Source organism: Amycolatopsis sp. NPDC114478, assembly GCF_055633805.1.
This window is the reverse complement of sequence record NZ_JBVKDO010000017.1, coordinates 152,809-170,234: the sequence shown is the minus strand read 5'-3', so window position 1 is coordinate 170,234 and position 17,426 is coordinate 152,809. Positions and strand designations below refer to the sequence as shown.

The following is a 17,426-nucleotide window of genomic DNA, read 5'->3' as shown; positions in this document are numbered from 1 at the left end:
CGGGTGTCAGTATCCTCCTGTCCTGCTAGCGCAGTTAGGATCGAGGTCGAGATGGATCAAGGGGTCCAGCGATGGCGGAGATTTCGATTGAGTCGCTGTACCAGCCCGCACTCAACGCACAACGCGGTCACTGGGACGAATCACGGATTCAGTACTACCTGAGCCACGCCGGAGAGGTTAAGGGCGTGCTGGTCTATGAGAATCCAAGCGACGGAGAGCGCATCCTGGTTAATGGTCATCACCGTGTCGAGTCTGCTCGGCGTCTCGGGTGGACTCACCTCGACGCGGAGCTTCAGGTTGGCACGCGAGCGCAGGCACTGATGTACAGGGATCTCGATCGCAGGCCTTGGTCAGAGATTGAGGAGCAACCTGGTCACGATGCCAGGTAGGGCGTCTGGCGAGCCGTGCAGGACGACGGCAGTCCGTTCTAGCTGGTAGAGCTTGCTAGACTGTTGTTAGTTGACGCGCCTGGTAGTCGTCCCACTGGACGTACGACGGCACCTGCGCGGCGAACCGGCGGAAGTTCTCGTCGAGCCCGTTGTACGCGTGCTGGCCGCGGAACTCATCCAGTGTCTCGGCGACCTTCGACTTCTCCGGCGTGACGACGTTGCGCCACGTCCGGCCGCCCGGGAGGGTGACCGTCTCCGTCAGCGGGCCGTCGGAGTACACCGTGTCGCCGCTGTGCAGGAACACGTCCGGGCAGCGGTCGGCCATCGCCGAGAAGATCGGCATGCCGCCCAGGGCCGGGTTGATGCCCCAGTTCTGGCCGGCGACGTCGCCCGACCACACGATCCGGGTGTCTCGGCGGCCCACCGGCGCCGTGGCGAACCGGGCGGTCAGCGGCTCGCTCGTCGAGGGACTCCGCCGTGACGCGGTAGTGGTACCCGGTGCCGCGGACCTGCCCGGTCCCGCCGGTGGCCGGCCCGGCGAGCGGCCCCGGCACCCGGCGTGCCGGAACGACGGGTCGCGGGCGATCTCGACGACCAGCCGCGACGGCCGGTCGGCGCGCGACCAGACGATCGCCGAGCCGGGCGTGACGTCGCCGGACTGGACGCCGTGGGTCAGCACGGGCCGGCCGGCGCGCACCAGCGGCGTCGCGGCGAACGCCGTCGAAGGCAGCACCAGACCGGCGGCGACGCCGGTGAGACCGGCCTTGAGCAGTGAACGGCGAGAGTGGGTCATGCGCGGTTTCCATCCCGCCCCGCCCAACGCCGGTTTGCGCGCGGATGAACGAATCCCCGGGTTTTCCCCCATGCCCGCGCGCCGTCGCCATCGGTAGCGTGGCGATCACGACAAGGGGGTCAGATGAAACCATTCAGGAAAACCCTGGCGGTTCTGACAGCGGCACTCACCATCACCACACTGGGGACCGGCATCGCGGCGGCGGGGGAAGAAAGCAGCGGGAAAGCCGTCCTCCGCTACACCGAACACGGCATCCCGCACATCGTCGCGAAGGACTTCGCCGGCCTCGGCTACGGGTACGGGTACGCGGCGGCGACCGACAACATCTGCGAACTCGCGAACATCTACCTCACGGTGAGCGCGCAGCGGTCGAAGTACCTCGGCCCGGACGGCGACGGCTACCCGTCGCTGTCCGAGGCGGCGAACAACCTGCACAGCGACCTGTTCTTCCAGCGGATCAACGACTCCGGCGTCGTCGACCGGCTGGCCGCGCAGCCCGCGCCGCAGGGGCCGCGGCCCGAGGTCCGGCAGATCGTTTCGGGGTACGTCAACGGGTTCAACGCCTACCTCGCGCGCACCGGCCGGGCCGGCATCTCCGACCCGGCCTGCCGCGGCGCGGCCTGGGTCCGGCCGATCACCGAGCAGGACTTCTACCGGCACTTCTACGCCATCGCGATCACCGGCGGCCAGGGCGTGGTCACCGAAAGCCTGTTCACCGCACCGCCTTCCGGCGCGACACCGGCGCCGGGCACGGCCGGGCAGCTTTCCGCGCAGGTGAAGAAGGCGCTGAGCGGCAGCGGGCTGGGCAGCAACGGCATCGCGATCGGCGCTGACTCGACCGCGGCGGGCCAGGGCAGCGTCCTGCTCGGCAACCCGCACTACCCGTGGCAGGCCGGGCGCCGGTTCTGGCAGAGCCAGCTGACCATCCCCGGCCGGTTCGACGTCGCCGGCGCGAGCCTGCTGGGCATGCCGTTCGTCCAGATCGGGCACACCGCCGACGCGGCCTGGACGCACACGGTGTCCACGCCGGTCACCTTCGGCCTCTTCGAAGTGCCGCTGAAGCCGGGCGACCCGACGACGTACGTGGTCGACGGCAAGGCCGAGAAGATGACGTCCCGCGACGTGACCGTCCAGGTGCGCCAGGCCGACGGCTCACTCAAGCCGGTCAGCCGAACGTTCTGGTCGACGCGGTACGGGCCGGTGATGGCCGACTTCCAGGGCATTCCGCTGCCGTGGACGACGAAGTCGGCGTACGCGGTGCGTGACGCCAACGCGACGAACCTGCGCGGCCTCAACACGTGGTTCGAGCTGGACCAGGCCCGCAGCACGGGTGACATCGTGCGCACGCTGAGCCGCACGCAGGGCGTCCCGTGGGTCAACACGATCGCCACCGACCGGGCCGGCAACGCGCTCTACGCCGACATCCAGGTCGTCCCGCACGTCACCGACGAGCAGGCGAAGGTGTGCGGCACCCCGTTGGGAAAGGGGACGTTCGCGCAGGTCGGACTGGCCATTTTGGACGGTTCGAAGTCGTCGTGCCAGTGGGGTTCCGACCCGGGCGCCGTCGAACCGGGCATCTTCGCGCCGTCGCGGCTGCCACAGCAGCAAAGCCGTGACTACGAACTGAACACCAACGACAGCGCCTGGCTGGCGAACGCGAAGGCGCCGATCACGGGATACCCGCACATCGTCGGCGACATCGGCACCGAACGCTCGCCACGCACGCGGGAAGCGTTGCTGACGGCCGAAAAGGGCGGCTTCACGACGGACTCGATGAAGAAGATGCTCTTCACCGACCACAGCCTGTTCGCCGACCTGACGGCGGCGGACCTGGCGAAGCTGTGCGCGTCCTTCCCGGGCGGGCAGGCACCGTCGTCGGCCGGCCCGGTGCCGGTCGGGCCGGCCTGCGCCGCGCTGGCGAAGTGGGACCACACGTACTCGCTCGACAGCCGGGGTTCGCTGCTGTTCCAGCGGTTCGCGGCGCGGCTCGGGAACGTGGACCGGTTCACCGTGCCGTTCGACCCGAAGGCGCCGCTGACCACGCCGAACACGCTGAACGTCGGTAACGTGGACGTGCAGAAGGCGTTCGGGGACGCGCTCGTGGAGCTGCGCACGGCCGGGCTGGCTCCCGACGCACGGCTCCGGGACGGGCAAGCGGTGACGCGCAACGGCGAGCGCATCCCGATCCACGGCGCCCAGGGCTTCCTCGGCGTGCTCAACGTGATGACGCCGGTGTGGGACCCGGCGCGCGGGAACGTCGAGGTGGCGCACGGGTCGAGCTACATCCAGGTGGTCGGGTTCCGCGGCAACGCGTGCCCGGACTCCTCGACGTTGCTGACGTATTCGCAGTCGGCGAACCCGAAGTCGCCGTACTTCAGCGACCAGACGAAGCTCTACAGCCGCGGTGAATGGGTGAAGGAACGCTTCTGCGAAGCCGACATCCTGCACTCCCCCGCGCTGCGGGTGGTCGTCCTGCGCTGACGTCCCCGGCGGAGGCGGGCACTCAGCCGCCCGTCTCCGCCGCCAGCGTGCGCAGATCGGCGAAGGCCTCGTCGAGGTGCTCGTCGAAACCGCGGCCGGCTTCCTCGATCCAGGCTCCGGCCGCGTGGTGGAAGGTCACCCAGCCGATGTGGGCAGCCAGCGCGGCGAGCCGGCCGGCGACGCCACGGGCGCGCAGCGCCGCCGCCAGCGCGTCGATCATCGTGGCGGCCTTGGCGAGGTCGCGTTCGCGCAGCGCCGGGGTCGCGGCGATGACCGCCAGCCGCGGTTCGGCGAACGACCGGTTGCCCTCGAGGATCCGCGCGGACTTCCGGAACGCGCGGAGCAGTACTTCGAGCGGTGGCAGACCTTCGGGCGCGTCGGCCACCGACTCGGTCAGGTCCGCGCGAAGGGTGGCTTCGCCGTCGAAGAGCACTTCGCGCTTGTCCGGGAAGTGCCGGAAGAACGTGCGTTCGGTGACGCCGGCCCGCGCCGCGATCTCGGCGGTGGTGGTCCGGTCGAAGCCCCGCTCGGCGTACAGCTCCAGCGCCGCCTGCTGAAGGCGGCGGCGCGCTTCCTCTCCACTGCGTGGCACCCCGTCAGCCTACCCGTTGCGACAGTCACTGACGCTACGGGGTAGCGTTCGTAGCGTCAGTCACTGTCACAACGTGGGAGAGTTCCATGCACGTCTTCATCACCGGCGGATCCGGCCTGACCGGCCCCGCCGTCGTCACCGAGCTGCTCGCGGCCGGGCACACCGTCACCGGCCTGGCGCGTTCGGACGCGGCCGCCGCCCGGCTCGAGGCGCTCGGCGCCACCCCGCACCCCGGCTCGCTCGACGACCTCGACAGCCTGCGCACCGGCGCCGAAGCCGCCGACGGCGTCCTGCACATGGCCTTCGGCGGCGACTTCAGCGACCTGGCCGACATGACCCGCCGCGACCGGACGGCGATCGAAGCGCTCGGCCAGGTCCTGGTGGGTTCCGGCAAGCCGTTCGTGAGCACGTCCGGCACGCTGGTCATGCCCGCCGGCCGCGAGAGCACCGAGCGGGACGAGCCGGACACGGCCGGGCTCGCCGCCTTCCGGATCGCCGGCGAACGGGCCTGCCTGGACTTCGCCGGGCAAGAGGTGCGGTCGAGTGTCGTCCGGCTCGCCCCGACCGTCCACGGCCCCGGCGACCACGGCTTCATCGCCTGGCTCGTGGACACCGCGCGCAAGAGCGGGCAGTCGGCCTACGTCGGCGACGGCACCAACCGCTGGCCCGCGGTGCACCGGCTCGACGCGGCGGTCGTGTTCCGCTTGGCCCTGGAGGGTGCTCCGGCGGGCAGCGTCCTGCACGCGACCGCCGAGAACGTGCCGTTCCGGAGCATCGCGGAGACGGTCGGGCGCGGGCTCGGCCTGCCCGTGGTCTCGCTGACCCCGGAGGAGGCCGCAGGGCACTTCGTCAGCCCGTTCATCGCCGCGGCGTACGGGCTCGACGCACCCGTGTCCAGCCGGCTCACGCGGGAACTGCTCGGCTGGTCACCCCGCCACCCGACGCTGCTCGACGACGTGGCGAACGGCGACTACCTGGCGTAGGAGGTCAGGGCTGGGGCTGCTGCTGGCTCGCCAGGGTGCCGGCCGCCATGCGGCGGGCGACGTCCTTGCGCAGCCACAGCAGCCACAGCCAGACCGCCAGGAAGAGCACGCCCAGCACGGCGATCGCGGGCAGCCAGAACACCAGCGCGATCAGCACCACCTGCAGGCCGAGGATGACCGGCACCGCCCACGGGCGCTTGACGAACCCGCAGGTCACGATGAGCAGGACGGCCACCGCGATGACCGTCCAGCCGGTGCCCGTGCTGATCCCGCCGCCGAGCTTGTTGACCACCGGCAGCGCCAGCGCGACCGTGATCGCCTCCATGATCAGGGTTCCCGACATCACGCCGCGGAAGCCCTTCATCGGGTCCTTCGGCTTGGGCGTCCCGGGCTCGTTCGCGGTCACGCCGGCTCCTTCCCGAACAGGGTGCGCGCCTCGCCCGCGGTGACGACCGAGCCGGTGACCAGGACACCGCCGCCGGACAGCGGCTCTTCGGGGTCGTCGCTGGTCTCCACCAGCGCGATCGCCGTCTCGATCGCCGTCTCCAGGTCGGTCTCGGCGACCACGCGCTCCTCGCCGAAGATCGAGATCGCCAGCTGGTTCAGCTCCTCCAGGGGCATCGAGCGCGGCGACGAGTTGCGCGTCACGACGATGTCGGACACCACCGGCTCCAGGGCGTCGAGGATGCCGTGCGCGTCCTTGTCGGCCATCACGCCGACCACCGCGACCAGGCGGCGGAAGGCGAACTCCTCGGCCACGGTGGCGGCCAGCGCGCGGGCGCCGTGCGGGTTGTGCGCGGCGTCGATCATGACCGCCGGCGCGGCCCGGACCCGCTCGAGCCGGCCCGGCGTCTCGACCTCCGCGAACGCCTCGCGGACGGCCTCGACGACCAGCTGCTTGTCCTTGCCCGCGCCGAAGAACGCCTCGACCGCGGCCAGCGCCAGCGCGGCGTTCGCGGCCTGGTGGGCGCCGTGCAGCGGCAGGAAGATCTCGTCGTAGACCCCGCCGAGGCCCTGCAGCTTGAGCAGCTGCCCGCCGACGGCGATCTCGCGCTCCAGCACGCCGAACTCGCTGCCCGCGCGGGCGACCGCGGCGTCGACCTCGACAGCACGGGCCAGCAGCACCTTCAGCACCTCGGGGTCCTGCTCGGCGATGACCGCGACCGAGCCGGGCTTGATGATGCCCGCCTTCTCGCGCGCCGCGCTGACCGCGTCGGGCCCCAGGTACTCGACGTGGTCGATGCCGATCGGCGTGATGACCGCGACGTCGGCGTCCGCGACGTTCGTGGCGTCCCAGGCGCCGCCCAGGCCCGCTTCGAGCACGGCGGCCTCGACCGGCGCGTCGGCGAACGCGGCGAACGCCATCCCGGTGAGGATCTCGAACTTGCTCATCTCGACGCCGTCCGCGGCGGCACCGTCCACCATGGCCACGTACGGCGCGAGGTCGTGCCACAGCTCGGCGTAGCGCGCGGCGGAGATCGGCTGCCCGTCGAGCGCGATCCGCTCGGTGACCAGCTGCAGGTGCGGGCTCGTGTAGCGGCCGACGCGCAGGCCCATCCGGGTCAGCAGCGCGTCGATCATCCGGGCCGTGGAGCCCTTGCCGTTCGTGCCGGCGACGTGCAGCACCGGGTAGCCGCGGTTCGGCTCGCCCAGCAGCTGCGTCAGCGCGGAGATCCGGGTCAGCGACGGCTCGATCTTCGTCTCGGGCCAGCGCTGGTTCAGCTCGGCTTCGACGGCCAGCAGCTCACGCCGCGCTTCCGGGCCGTTCGGGTCGCCGTAAACCGCGGCTTCGCCCTGGTCGTCGAGCTCGTGCAGCTCGGCGTCCTCGGGCACGGTCAGGTCGGGCACCGGGCCGGTGGCGAGGTTGTCGCCCAGCTGGCCGACGCCGCCGATGCCGCCGCGCGCGCCGCCGCCGGCTTCGAAGGCGGTGTCGCGGACGTCCAGCTCCGGGTCGTGGTCGTCGGACTCCTCGTACCCCGACGTCCCCAGTTCGTCGACGCCCGCGAAGCTGTCGAGATCCGACAGGTCCGGCTTGCGACCTGTCTCATCCTGCGGCACTGAATCTCCTCCGGCCTGGGGTTTTCGGCTTGCCTTGCGAGTCTACGTGCGGGCGCGGTGGCACTCTCGACGCATGCCGTTCAACCACAACGACCACTACCACCCGCTGCTGCTGGACCACCTGCCGCCGGGGCCGGGGATCGCGCTGGACGTCGGGTGCGGCACCGGCCGGTTCGCGCGGCGGCTGGCCGCGACCGGCATGGCGGTGGAGGCGGTCGACGTCTCCGCGGCGATGGTCGAAGCGGCCACGGGCCTCGGGTCACCGGGCCCGGGCGAGATCGTCTACCGGCAGGCCGACATCACCACCGATCCCCTGCCCGAGGCCCACTACGACTTCATCTCGTGCCTGGCCTCGCTGCACCACATGCCGATCGAGACGCTCGCCAAGCTGCGCCGCGCGCTGGTGCCGGGCGGCGTCCTCGTGGTGCTCGGCCTGGCCAAACCCAGCACGCCGGCGGACTGGGCGCGGGTGCTCGCGGCGTTCCCGGTCAACGCGCTCGCGCGGCTCGTCGTCTACGCCGGGGAGCGGCTGAACGGCGGCGCCGAGGACGGCCCCCAGGCGCCGGTCGTCGACGACTACCCGACGTTGGCCGAGGTGCGGCGCGAGGCGGCCTGGCTGCTGCCCGGGAGCACGGTCCGGCCGTTGCTGTTCTGGCGCACGTTGATCACTTACCGTGAGCACGGCGACGGTGACCCGACTGCCGGGTGAAGTTCATCCCCGTCGCCGTCCGGTGCTCGCTAGATGTGGAGGCAGCGTTTCCACCAGCGAGAACGGGGCCTTCATCCATGCGCATCACCCGGCTGCTCACCGCCGTCGTCTCGGCAGCCATCCTGCTGCCGGCGTCGGCCACCGCCGCGTCCGCGGCGGCCATCGGCAGCTACGTCGCCCTCGGCGACTCCTACACCTCCGGGCCGTTCATCCCGGTCCAGCGGCTCGACCCGCTGGGCTGCGGGCGGTCCACCGCGAACTACCCGTCGGTGGTGGCCGAAGCGCTGCACGCGGACCGGTTCACCGACGTCAGCTGCGCCGGCGCGGACACCACGAACATGACCCGGCCGCAGGGCGTGCCGTTCAACGGGACCAACCCGCCCCAGCTGGGCGCGCTGCGGATCGACACCGGCCTGGTCACCCTCGGCATCGGCGGCAACGACTACGGCATCTTCGGCAGCTTGACCTCGACGTGCCCCGGCCTGCGGGCGAGCGACCCGACGGGCAACCCCTGTGAAGAGCACTTCAACGGCTCGGTGAACTCGGCGATCGACAACGTCGGCCCGCGGGTCGAGGCGGTGCTCGCCGCCATCCACGAGCGCTCGCCGAAGGCGCGGGTCCTGCTGGTCGGCTACCCGCGGATCGCGCCGGACAAGGGCTACTGCCCGGACGTGCTGCCGTTCGCCGACGGCGACTACGCGTGGCTGAACAGCGTCGAGGAGAAGCTGAACCGGACGCTGGCCGACGCCGCGGACGCGGACGGCGGGACGGAGTTCGTCGACACGTTCGGGCCGTCCCGCGGCCACGACGCGTGCGCGCGCGGCGGCGCGGCGTGGATCAACGGGAAGGACCAGAACGTCTTCGAGGCGGCCGCCTACCACCCGCTCAAGGCGGGGATGGCGGGCGTGGCGGCGGTGGTGCTCAAGTCCCTGCGCTGAGGAAGTCCAGTACCAGCCGGGCGAACTCGTCCGGCAGCTCGGCCGGGGCACCGTGCCCCGCGTCGATCTCGGCGGCGCGCGCGTCCGGGATCGCGGCGACCAGCTCCCGCTGCTGCCCGGCCGTGATCAGCCGGTCGTGCGCGCTGCCGAGGACCAGGACAGCCGCGGTGATTCCCGGCAGGACGCTTCGGACGTCGACCGTGCGGTCGGCTTCGATCTGGCGGGCGGTCCCGGGCTGGCTCGCCGACTCGAGCGTCTTGACGAGCTGTTCGTTGCTCTCGGCGGTGGCCTGCTCCCAGTAGCGCGGGCCGAACGCCATCAGCGGGAGCATGCGGGCGAAGATCCCGGTTTCGAGGAGGTCTTGCCAGTAGCGGAACTCGGCGTCCTGCCGGGTGTCGGTGACGGGCCACGCGGCGTGCAGGACCGCTTTGCGGACGCGGTCCGGGCGGGTGCCGGCCAGGTGGGCCGCCACTACCGCGCCGAGCGAGTGGCCGACGACGTCGGCTTCGATCACGCCCGCGTGGTCCAGCACCGCTTCGGCCTGGGCGGCGAGGGCCTCGACGGTGATCGGGCCGCCGTCGTCGACGGTGAGGCCGGAGCCGGGAAAGTCGGGGGCGAGGACGGTTCGGTCTCGTGCTTGCGCGGTCAGCGGTCCCCATTGGTCGCGGGAGGCGGCGGTGCCGTGCAGCAGGAGCAGCGCGGGGCCGTCGCCGGTCCGGTCGTAGTGGACGACGGCGTCTTCGAGCGTCACTTCCGGCATGGTTCAGGCGATCTCTCGGAGTGCGGCGGTGAACGCGCGCGGGTCTTCCTGGTGCGGGATGTGGCCGCAGCCCTCGAGGACGCGCACTTTCGCGCCGGGCGTCTCCGCCGCGCACTCGCGCGGGACTTCGAGCGGGATCTGGGTGTCCAGCTCGCCGTGCAGGTAGGTGATCGGCACCTTCAGGTCCTTCAGCCGGGGCCGCGGGTCGTAGGTGGTGAGCTCGGTGAAGTGGGCGTCGATGTAGACGCCGGAGTCGAGCAGCTGGCGGACGGTCCAGTCGACGAGCGCGGGCGACGCCTTCGGGCCGAACCAGCCGGGCACCCAACCGGCGACGGTGCCGAAGCGGTCGTCGACGAGCTTCGTCAGGAGGTCCTGCACGGTTTCGCGCATGCCGGTGCTGGGCCAGTACCCGGGGCTGTCGACGGCGACTGTCCGGTGCACGAGTTCGGGCCGGGCGAGGGCCAGTTCGGTGGCGAAGACGCCGCCGATGCTGGAGCCGACGACGGTCGGTGCTATATCGAGCGTTTCGATCACCGCGGCGAGGTCTTCGACGACCCCGGCGATGGAGTTGCCGTCGAGCGGGCGGTCCGAGCGGCCGCAACCGCGCCAGTCGAGGGTGATGACGCGGTGGTCGCGCACGAGATCGGGCAGGCAGGCCTGCCAGACGCGGCCGCTGGCGCCCCAGCCGTGCAGGAGCAGCAGTGCCGGTCCGGTGCCGGCGTCTTCGTAGTAGAGGCGGGTGTTGTTGACGTCCAGGTAAGGCATGGCTCGAGCTTGGTGCTCTTTTTCGCGGTCATCGATGGCCAGTCCGCTCGTACACTCATCACGGAAGCTGATGAATGGGGTCGGTGTGGAGCTGCGCCAGCTGAGGTACTTCGTGGCGGTGGCCGAGGAGCTGCACTTCGGCCGCGCGGCGGAGCGGCTGCACATCGTCCAGCCGGCGGTGAGCCAGCAGGTGCGCCGGCTGGAGCGTGCCCTGGGGGTGGCGCTGTTCGTTCGGACGACGCGATCGGTGGTTTTGTCGGAGGCCGGTCAGCGGTTCCTGCCGCACGCGCGGGCGGTGCTGTCGGCGGCCGACCGGGCTTCGGATTCGGTGGCGGAGTTCCGTCCGTCCGGTTCGTCGGTCCGGCTCGGGACCAGCGAGGGGCTGGGTGATCGGCTGGATCTCCTGCTGGGGGCGTTCGCTCGGTTGGCGCCTTCGGCTTCTTTGGAGCTGGTGCATGCGCCGACTTCGCAGCGTTTGGAGCAGGTCCGGGCCGGCTCACTGGACGCGACGATCGTGCGCGGGTCGTGGCCGTCGTCCGGGCTCGATCTGACTCCCTTGTGGATGGACGAGGTCGCGGCGGCGTTGCCTGCTTCTCATCCGTTGGCTGCTTCTGCCGAGGTTTCTTTTGCTTCGCTGGCTTCGCTTCCCGTGCGGTTGAGCCCGCCTTCGCGGAACCGTCCGTTGTACGAGCTGGTGGTGTCGTGTTGCCGCGAGGCGGGATTCGAGCCGGTGCTGGGTCCCGATTTCACGACGGCTCAGGACACGTTGGGGACGTTGGGGTTCGGGCGTCCACAGTGGACGGTGTTCTACCGGGCGCACGCCAATCTGCTGCCGGTGCCGGGGGTGGTGTTCCGGCCGTTGGTGGATCCGACGCCGCGGATGCAGACGTATCTGGCGACCCCGGCGGATCGCCGGGTAACCCCGGAGGTAGTGGCGTTGATCGAAGCGGCCCGAACCATCGAGGCGGTCTGAGCAGCCCCGTTTTTCACGCTACCGGAGGGGTACGACAAAGCCCGGTACTCCGCGAGGGAGCACCGGGCTTCGTCAACAACCTCAGGAAGCCGGCAGAGCTGCCAACCGGGCCGTGATGCGGTCGATGTCCGCCACCGCCGTTTCCTTGCGGAGCTTGATCTTGTCCACCACGTGCTCCGGGGCCTTGGCGATGAACGCCTCGTTGCCCAGCTTCGCCTCCGTCTGCGACAGCTCCTTCTCCGCCGCCGCGAGGTCCTTCTGGAGACGCTTGCGCTCCGCTGCCACGTCGACCGTTCCCGACAGGTCCAGCTCCACCGTCACCACGCCGTCGGCCAGGGCCACCTCCAGCGACGCGCTCGCCGCGAACTCGGGAGTAGGCGCCGTCAGGCGGACCAGTGAGCGGACCGCCTCCTCGTGGCCGCCCGTGTAGCCCGCCAAGCGGGCCGCCACCTTCTGGCCCGGCTTCAGGCCCTGGTCCGCTCGGAAGCGGCGGATCTCCGTCACCAGCTTCTGGACGTCCGCGATCCGGGCGTCGGCCGAAGAATCCGCGTAACCCTCGAACGGCACCGGCCACGACGCGATCACCAGGGACTCACCACCGGTCAACGCCGTCCACAGCTTCTCCGTGATGAACGGGATGAACGGGTGCAGCAACCTGAGCACCGTGTCCAGCACGTGCCCCAAGACCGCGCGGGTCGACGAAACCCGGGAAGAGTCCCCTTGGTACAGCTGGACCTTCGCCAGCTCCAGGTACCAGTCGCACAGCTCGTTCCACGTGAACTGGTAGAGCGCGCCCGCCACCTTGGCGAACTGGAAGTCCTCGAACAGGCCGTCCACTTCGGACACCAGCGCGCTCAGGCGGCCCAGGATCCAGCGGTCCGCTTCCGTCAACGAAGACGCGGTAGGCAGCGGCGCGGCGACCGAAGCCCCGTTCATCATCGCGAACTTCGTCGCGTTCCACAGCTTCGTGCAGAAGTTGCGGGAGCCCGCCGCCCACTCGTCGGCCAGGGCCATGTCCGCGCCCGGGTTCGCGCCGCGGGCCAGGGTGAACCGCGTCGCGTCCGCGCCGTACGCGTCCATCCACTCCAGCGGGTCGATCACGTTGCCGCGCGACTTCGACATCTTCTTGCCCTGCGCGTCGCGGATCAGGCCGTGCAGGTACACGTGGTCGAACGGCTGCTTGCCGTCCATCTGGTGCACGCCGAACATCATCATCCGGACGACCCAGAAGAACAGGATGTCGTAGCCGGTCGACAACACACTGGTCGGATAGAACTTCGCCAGATCTTCCGAAGACGACGGCCACCCCAGCGTCGACATCGGCCACAGGCCCGACGAGAACCACGTGTCCAGCACGTCCGGGTCCTGCGTCCAGCCCTCGCCCGACGGCGGCTGCTCGTCCGGGCCGACGCACACCACTTCGCCGTCCGGGCCGTAGTACACCGGGATGCGGTGGCCCCACCACAGCTGGCGCGAAATCGTCCAGTCGTGCATGTTGTCGACCCAGTCGAAGTACCGCTTGCCCAGCTCCGGAGGGTGGATCTTGGTGCGGCCGTCGCGGACCGCGTCACCCGCGAGGCGAGCCAGCTCCTCGACCTTGACCCACCACTGCAGCGACAGCCGCGGCTCGACGACCGTGTCGCAGCGCGAGCAGTGCCCGACCGCGTGGACGTACGGCCGCTTCTCCGCGACGATCCGGCCGAGCTCGCGCAGCGCCGCGACCACCGCGGGCCGCGCCTCGAACCGGTCGAGCCCCTGGAACGGGCCGGACACCGTGATCTCAGCGCGCTCGTTCATCACCGTGAGCATCGGCAGGTCGTGGCGGCGGCCGATCTCGAAGTCGTTCGGGTCGTGCGCCGGGGTCACCTTGACGGCGCCGGTGCCGAACGCCGGGTCGACGTGCTTGTCGGCCACGATCGGGATGCGACGCCCGGTCAGCGGCAGCTCGACCTCGGTGCCGACCAGGTGCGCGTACCGCTCGTCGTCCGGGTGGACGGCGACCGCGGTGTCGCCCAGCATCGTCTCCGCGCGGGTGGTGGCGACCACGATCGCGTTGTCACCGTCGCCGTAGCGGATCGACACGAGCTCGCCGTCGTCGTCGTTGTGGTCGACCTCGATGTCCGACAGCGCCGTCTGGCAGCGCGGGCACCAGTTGATGATCCGCTCGGCGCGGTAGATCAGGCCCTCGTCGAAGAAGTTCTTGAACACCGTCTGGACGGCCTTCGAGAGGTTCTCGTCCATGGTGAAGCGCTCGCGCGACCAGTCGACGCCGTCGCCGAGGCGCTTCATCTGGCCGAGGATCTTGCCGCCGTACTCGGCCTTCCACTCCCAGACGCGCTCGACGAACTTCTCGCGGCCCAGGTCGTGGCGCGAAAGGCCCTCGCCGGCCAGCTGGCGCTCGACGACGTTCTGCGTCGCGATGCCGGCGTGGTCCATGCCCGGCAGCCACAGCACCTCGTAGCCCTGCATGCGCCGGCGGCGGCTCATCGCGTCCATCAGGGTGTGGTTGAGCGCGTGGCCCATGTGCAGCGAACCGGTGACGTTCGGCGGCGGCAGTACGATCGAGAACGGCGGCTTACCCGACGAGGCGTCGGCCGTGAAGTACCCGGCCGCTACCCAGCGGTCGTACATCGGTGCTTCCTCGGCGGCCGGGTCCCAGGCACCCGGAAGGTCGGTGGTCTGCTGCGGAGCGTTCTCGGTCACAATGGACAAGTCTACGAACCCGTCACGGCGGGTCACCCAGGGGGAAGGCACTCTCCGATGGCACAGCCTCAGCAGCCGCAGGATCCGGACGACCGGCGGCTGGAGACGCACCCCGACCTGTTGAACCCGGACTGGCAGAAGTTCGCCGAGCGGGACGCCTGGCTGGGCGCGAAGAAGGACCTGAAGAAGCGCCGCAAACGCGAGCGCCGCACGGGCGGCCACCAGCAGCCCGGGAGCAGCCGGTGGCCGGGTGTGCTCGCCCTGCTGCTGGTCGTGGTCCTGGTCGCGGCGGCCATCGTCGTGCACCAGATCCAGGGCGTCGGCGTCAACGAGAACCCGTTCCTGTTCTTCGGCTCGTAACGCCCGGCCCCCGTCGTCGATGATCAGGCATCGACCCTGGGGGAAAGCAACGTGGACGACGACAACCTGCTCGATTCCCACCCGGACCTGATGGACCCGGAGTGGCGCAAGCACGCGCGGACCGACGCCTGGCTGGGCGCCAAGAAGGACCGCAAGCAGTTCCGCAAGCAGCAGAAACGCGCCGCGCGCCGGCCTCGGCGCCGCTGGTGGATCTTCGCTGTGTTCGTACTGATCCTCGGCGTGACCACCGCGGCGATCGTGTACGTCGGCCGCCGGCCGGCCCCGGTGGCCGCCCCGCCGAACCCGACGCAGGTGGCGCGGTTCGCCCACCTCGACCTGGCCCGCCCGTACGCGAACACCCCCGCCGACGCGTGGCCGAAGGGCCTGGACGGCATCACCTCGCCCGCCGCCGCGCCGGTCGGCGCCTTCAAGGCCGAAGCGGTCGCGAACGCCTACGCGCAAGCCCGGCAGGCGATCACCGCCGCCCACCTCGACCCCGCGGTGCTGGTCGCGCACGACCCGAAGGCCTTCCTCGCGCTCTTCGCCCCTGACCAGCGCGAGCAGCTGGTGCCGCGGCTGGCCGAGAAGCCGGCGAAGGACAAGGCCGGCTTCGACTCCTACCTGACCGAGATCGCCGACGGGTACCACCTGCTCGACGCGGGACCCCGCACGTTCGGCACGCTCACCGCGCGCGCCGGCGACAAGCCCGGCGAGCTGGCCGTGGACGCCAAGTACGTCGTCGCCTTCGCCTTCGACAACGTCCATCCCGATGCGCTGACCAGCCCGAACGAGATCGTCAGCTTCCTGCGCGTGGACGAGACGTACGTCGTGGCCACCGGCTCCGGGCTCGCGAAGACCGGCCGCGGGCTGTGGCTCGACGGCGGCCAGAGCGCGACCTCCTCGGTCGGCTGCGCCGCCGCCCGCGAAGGTTTCCTCGCCCCCGGCTACGCCAACCCGCCGACCGGGCCGTCGACCGGCGACCAGGACGCACCCGGCTACTACGACCCGAAGTACCCCGTGCCGACTCTCGACAGCTGCCACTGAGCGACCCGCACCCCGGTCGGGTGCGTCACACCCAGATGCACAGCCTGGACTGTACAGTTAGACTGTGTGCATGGGCGAAGTACCCGCACACGTGGCCGAGACCGCCGGCTGGCTCCGCGGCGTCGTCGCGCAGCTGCACCGGCGGCTGCGGCACATCGACAACGCCGGGATCCTGACGCCGTCGCAGTCCGCCGTGCTCAACCGGCTGCACCGCGAAGGTCCCGCGACGCAGGGTGAACTGGCCGCCGCCGAGCACGTGCGGCAGCAGTCGATGGCCGCCACCCTCGGGGTCCTCGACGAGCTCGGCTACCTCGCCCGCACCCCCGACCCGGCCGACCGGCGCCGCGTGGTGATCAGCCTGTCCGAGTCCGGCAGCGACACCGTGCGCGGCATCCTCCAGCACCGCGAGGAGTGGCTGGCCCAGGCGCTGGCGGACGCCCTGTCCCCCGGCGAGCTCGAGGCCGTCACCCGCGCGCTGCCGTTGCTGCAACGCGTCGCCGAACACTGAAGGAGCCGCCACGACTACCGTCACCGCCCCCGCGAAGTTCGGCGCGCGCCTGGTCACCCCGCTGGTGGCAGGCGCGGTGCTCAACCCGATCAACTCCACGCTCATCGCGGTCGCCCTCGTGCCGATCGGGCAGAGCTTCGGCGCCGGCCCGGGCCAGACCGCGTGGCTGATCTCGGCGCTCTACCTGGCCACCGCGGTCGGGCAGCCGGTGGTCGGCCTGCTCGTCGACCGCTACGGCGCCCGCCGGGTCCTGCTCGGCGGCGCGACGCTGGTGATCATCGCCGGGATCGCCGGCATGATCCCGATCTCCGTCGGCTGGCTGACCGGCGTGCGGGTCGTGCTCGGCCTCGGCACGTGCGCCGGGTTCCCGGCCGCGATGGCCGTGCTGCGCCACCACGCCGAAGCCACCGGCCAGGGCGTGCCCGCCCGCGTGCTGTCGCTGCTGTCGATGTCCGCGCAGACGGTGATGGTGATCGGCCCGACGCTCGGCGGCGTGCTGATCGCCCTGTTCGGCTGGCCCGCGATCTTCGCGGTGAACATCCCCCTCGCCGGCCTGTCGCTGGTGCTCGCGCTGCTGTGGGTGCCGAAGAACGACCGCGGCGAGCGCACGGCGAAGCGGATCGACGTCGTCGGCATCGCACTGTTCTCGGCGACCCTGCTGGCGCTGCTGTTCTTCCTGATGGACCCGGGCGCCGACGTCTGGGTGCTCGCCCTCGTGGCCGCGTTCGGCACGGCGTTCACGCTGGTCGAGCTGCGCCGCGGCGACCCGTTCCTCGACCTGCGGATGCTCGCGGCCAACCGGGCCATCCTGCGCACCTACCTGCGGCAGGCCCTGAGCTTCATGGCGATCTACGCGATCATGTTCGGCTACGTCCAGTGGCTGGAGACGACGCGGCAGCTGTCCGAGGAGGCCGCCGGGCTGATGCTGCTGCCGATGTCGGGCACGGCGGTCTGCGCGGCCGCGTTATCCGGCCGCGCGTCCGGGATCCGCGCGCGGCTGATCACGGTGGCGGTGGCCCTGGTCGGCGGGTCGGCGCTGCTGCTGCTCGTCCACGACGGCACGTGGGTCGGCGCGCTGCTGGCGCTGGCGGCGTTGTTCGGCCTCGCCCAGGGCCTGACGAGCGTCGCGAACCAGACGACGCTCTACCGGGAGGCGCCGGCCGAGCAGATGGGCACGGCGAGCGGATTGTTCCGCACGGCGCAGTACTTCGGCGCGATCGTCGCCTCGACGCTCATCGCCCTTTGCTACGGGCCGCACGCGGACTCGGCCGGCCTGCACCGGCTGGCTTTCGCGCTGATCGCCGTCAGCGTCCTGCTGCTCGTCGTCACCATCGCCGACCGCGGGTTGCGCGCGGCCGAAGCGTGACCCG

At 71.0% G+C, this 17,426-nt stretch carries 17 protein-coding genes; 10 read left to right on the top strand and 7 right to left on the bottom strand.

All coding sequences use genetic code 11. The features are described from left to right. Positions 1-71: 71 nt before the first annotated feature. Positions 72-389: a ParB N-terminal domain-containing protein gene (locus ACZ7OH_RS37205; protein WP_470285151.1), complete on the top strand. Its 318-nt coding sequence runs from the start codon at positions 72-74 to the stop codon at positions 387-389. A 55-nt stretch (positions 390-444) separates the two neighbouring features. Here the strand turns inward: ACZ7OH_RS37205 and ACZ7OH_RS37200 are convergent, their stop codons facing one another. After that, positions 445-1,182 carry an alkaline phosphatase D family protein gene (locus ACZ7OH_RS37200; RefSeq protein WP_470285150.1) on the bottom strand — a complete coding sequence of 246 codons (738 nt, stop codon included), beginning with the start codon at positions 1,180-1,182 and terminating at the stop codon, positions 445-447. 123 nt (positions 1,183-1,305) lie between these two features. Between ACZ7OH_RS37200 and ACZ7OH_RS37195 the strand changes: the two genes are divergently transcribed. After that, complete coding sequence (locus ACZ7OH_RS37195; RefSeq protein WP_470285149.1) at positions 1,306-3,663, top strand: penicillin acylase family protein; 2,358 nt, start codon at positions 1,306-1,308, stop codon at positions 3,661-3,663. A gap of 22 nt (positions 3,664-3,685) precedes the next feature. Here ACZ7OH_RS37195 and ACZ7OH_RS37190 read toward each other — a convergent pair whose 3' ends face one another. Further along, positions 3,686-4,255, bottom strand: coding sequence for a TetR family transcriptional regulator (locus ACZ7OH_RS37190; RefSeq protein WP_470285148.1), 570 nt, complete (start codon positions 4,253-4,255; stop codon positions 3,686-3,688). 86 nt (positions 4,256-4,341) lie between these two features. On the opposite strand from ACZ7OH_RS37190, the gene ACZ7OH_RS37185 reads away from it, so the two are divergent. Further along, positions 4,342-5,238, top strand: a complete 897-nt coding sequence (locus tag ACZ7OH_RS37185) for an SDR family oxidoreductase (protein WP_470285147.1) — start codon at positions 4,342-4,344, stop codon at positions 5,236-5,238. A 4-nt stretch (positions 5,239-5,242) separates the two neighbouring features. Here the strand turns inward: ACZ7OH_RS37185 and ACZ7OH_RS37180 are convergent, their stop codons facing one another. Together ACZ7OH_RS37180 and folC are read right to left on the bottom strand one after the other, a co-directional pair. Next, a complete protein-coding gene (locus ACZ7OH_RS37180; RefSeq protein ID WP_400905867.1) occupies positions 5,243-5,602 on the bottom strand; it encodes a DUF4233 domain-containing protein in 360 nt (119 codons plus the stop codon). A 38-nt stretch (positions 5,603-5,640) separates the two neighbouring features. Continuing rightward, a complete protein-coding gene (gene folC / locus ACZ7OH_RS37175; RefSeq protein ID WP_470285146.1) occupies positions 5,641-7,296 on the bottom strand; it encodes a bifunctional tetrahydrofolate synthase/dihydrofolate synthase in 1,656 nt (551 codons plus the stop codon). 73 nt (positions 7,297-7,369) lie between these two features. On the opposite strand from folC, the gene ACZ7OH_RS37170 reads away from it, so the two are divergent. Both ACZ7OH_RS37170 and ACZ7OH_RS37165 read left to right on the top strand, forming a co-directional pair. Next, entirely contained in the window at positions 7,370-8,005 is a 636-nt protein-coding gene (locus ACZ7OH_RS37170) for a class I SAM-dependent methyltransferase (protein ID WP_470285145.1), read from the top strand. 77 nt (positions 8,006-8,082) lie between these two features. After that, entirely contained in the window at positions 8,083-8,943 is an 861-nt protein-coding gene (locus ACZ7OH_RS37165; RefSeq protein ID WP_470285144.1) for an SGNH/GDSL hydrolase family protein, read from the top strand. Here the strand turns inward: ACZ7OH_RS37165 and ACZ7OH_RS37160 are convergent. Together ACZ7OH_RS37160 and ACZ7OH_RS37155 are read right to left on the bottom strand one after the other, a co-directional pair. Beyond that, positions 8,927-9,703 (bottom strand): alpha/beta fold hydrolase, encoded by a 777-nt coding sequence (locus ACZ7OH_RS37160; RefSeq protein ID WP_470285143.1) that lies wholly within the window; start codon positions 9,701-9,703, stop codon positions 8,927-8,929. The genes ACZ7OH_RS37165 and ACZ7OH_RS37160 overlap by 17 nt on opposite strands. Before the next feature lie 3 nt (positions 9,704-9,706). Further along, a complete protein-coding gene (locus tag ACZ7OH_RS37155) occupies positions 9,707-10,468 on the bottom strand; it encodes an alpha/beta fold hydrolase (protein ID WP_470285142.1) in 762 nt (253 codons plus the stop codon). Between the two features lie 70 nt (positions 10,469-10,538). Here ACZ7OH_RS37155 and ACZ7OH_RS37150 point away from each other — a divergent pair, with 70 nt between their 5' ends. Beyond that, positions 10,539-11,441, top strand: a complete 903-nt coding sequence (locus ACZ7OH_RS37150) for a LysR family transcriptional regulator (protein ID WP_470285141.1) — start codon at positions 10,539-10,541, stop codon at positions 11,439-11,441. 81 nt (positions 11,442-11,522) lie between these two features. Here ACZ7OH_RS37150 and ACZ7OH_RS37145 read toward each other — a convergent pair whose 3' ends face one another. Further along, entirely contained in the window at positions 11,523-14,144 is a 2,622-nt protein-coding gene (locus tag ACZ7OH_RS37145; RefSeq protein WP_470285140.1) for a valine--tRNA ligase, read from the bottom strand. Positions 14,145-14,201: 57 nt separating this feature from the next. On the opposite strand from ACZ7OH_RS37145, the gene ACZ7OH_RS37140 reads away from it, so the two are divergent. The 4 genes from ACZ7OH_RS37140 (at position 14,202) to ACZ7OH_RS37125 (ending at position 17,422) form a co-directional block, all read left to right on the top strand. Further along, positions 14,202-14,504 (top strand): hypothetical protein, encoded by a 303-nt coding sequence (locus tag ACZ7OH_RS37140; protein ID WP_470285139.1) that lies wholly within the window; start codon positions 14,202-14,204, stop codon positions 14,502-14,504. A gap of 51 nt (positions 14,505-14,555) precedes the next feature. Then, the gene (locus ACZ7OH_RS37135) at positions 14,556-15,548 is read left to right on the top strand and encodes a hypothetical protein (RefSeq protein ID WP_470285138.1); all 993 of its coding nucleotides are present in this window, start codon (positions 14,556-14,558) and stop codon (positions 15,546-15,548) included. Between the two features lie 70 nt (positions 15,549-15,618). Then, complete coding sequence (locus ACZ7OH_RS37130) at positions 15,619-16,056, top strand: MarR family winged helix-turn-helix transcriptional regulator (RefSeq protein WP_470285137.1); 438 nt, start codon at positions 15,619-15,621, stop codon at positions 16,054-16,056. 64 nt (positions 16,057-16,120) lie between these two features. Beyond that, the gene (locus ACZ7OH_RS37125) at positions 16,121-17,422 is read left to right on the top strand and encodes an MFS transporter (protein ID WP_470285136.1); all 1,302 of its coding nucleotides are present in this window, start codon (positions 16,121-16,123) and stop codon (positions 17,420-17,422) included. Positions 17,423-17,426 lie beyond the last annotated feature (4 nt).

Excerpts from the sequence above, each read along its gene's own strand:
- ACZ7OH_RS37205 (WP_470285151.1), top strand. The coding sequence starts at position 72 with ATGGCGGAGATTTCGATTGAGTCGCTGTACCAGCCCGCACTCAACGCA.
- ACZ7OH_RS37200 (WP_470285150.1), bottom strand. The coding sequence starts at position 1,182 with ATGACCCACTCTCGCCGTTCACTGCTCAAGGCCGGTCTCACCGGCGTC.
- ACZ7OH_RS37195 (WP_470285149.1), top strand. The coding sequence starts at position 1,306 with ATGAAACCATTCAGGAAAACCCTGGCGGTTCTGACAGCGGCACTCACC.
- ACZ7OH_RS37185 (WP_470285147.1), top strand. The coding sequence starts at position 4,342 with ATGCACGTCTTCATCACCGGCGGATCCGGCCTGACCGGCCCCGCCGTC.
- ACZ7OH_RS37180 (WP_400905867.1), bottom strand. The coding sequence starts at position 5,602 with ATGAAGGGCTTCCGCGGCGTGATGTCGGGAACCCTGATCATGGAGGCG.
- ACZ7OH_RS37170 (WP_470285145.1), top strand. The coding sequence starts at position 7,370 with ATGCCGTTCAACCACAACGACCACTACCACCCGCTGCTGCTGGACCAC.
- ACZ7OH_RS37165 (WP_470285144.1), top strand. The coding sequence starts at position 8,083 with ATGCGCATCACCCGGCTGCTCACCGCCGTCGTCTCGGCAGCCATCCTG.
- ACZ7OH_RS37160 (WP_470285143.1), bottom strand. The coding sequence starts at position 9,703 with ATGCCGGAAGTGACGCTCGAAGACGCCGTCGTCCACTACGACCGGACC.
- ACZ7OH_RS37155 (WP_470285142.1), bottom strand. The coding sequence starts at position 10,468 with ATGCCTTACCTGGACGTCAACAACACCCGCCTCTACTACGAAGACGCC.
- ACZ7OH_RS37150 (WP_470285141.1), top strand. The coding sequence starts at position 10,539 with ATGAATGGGGTCGGTGTGGAGCTGCGCCAGCTGAGGTACTTCGTGGCG.
- ACZ7OH_RS37140 (WP_470285139.1), top strand. The coding sequence starts at position 14,202 with ATGGCACAGCCTCAGCAGCCGCAGGATCCGGACGACCGGCGGCTGGAG.
- ACZ7OH_RS37130 (WP_470285137.1), top strand. The coding sequence starts at position 15,619 with ATGGGCGAAGTACCCGCACACGTGGCCGAGACCGCCGGCTGGCTCCGC.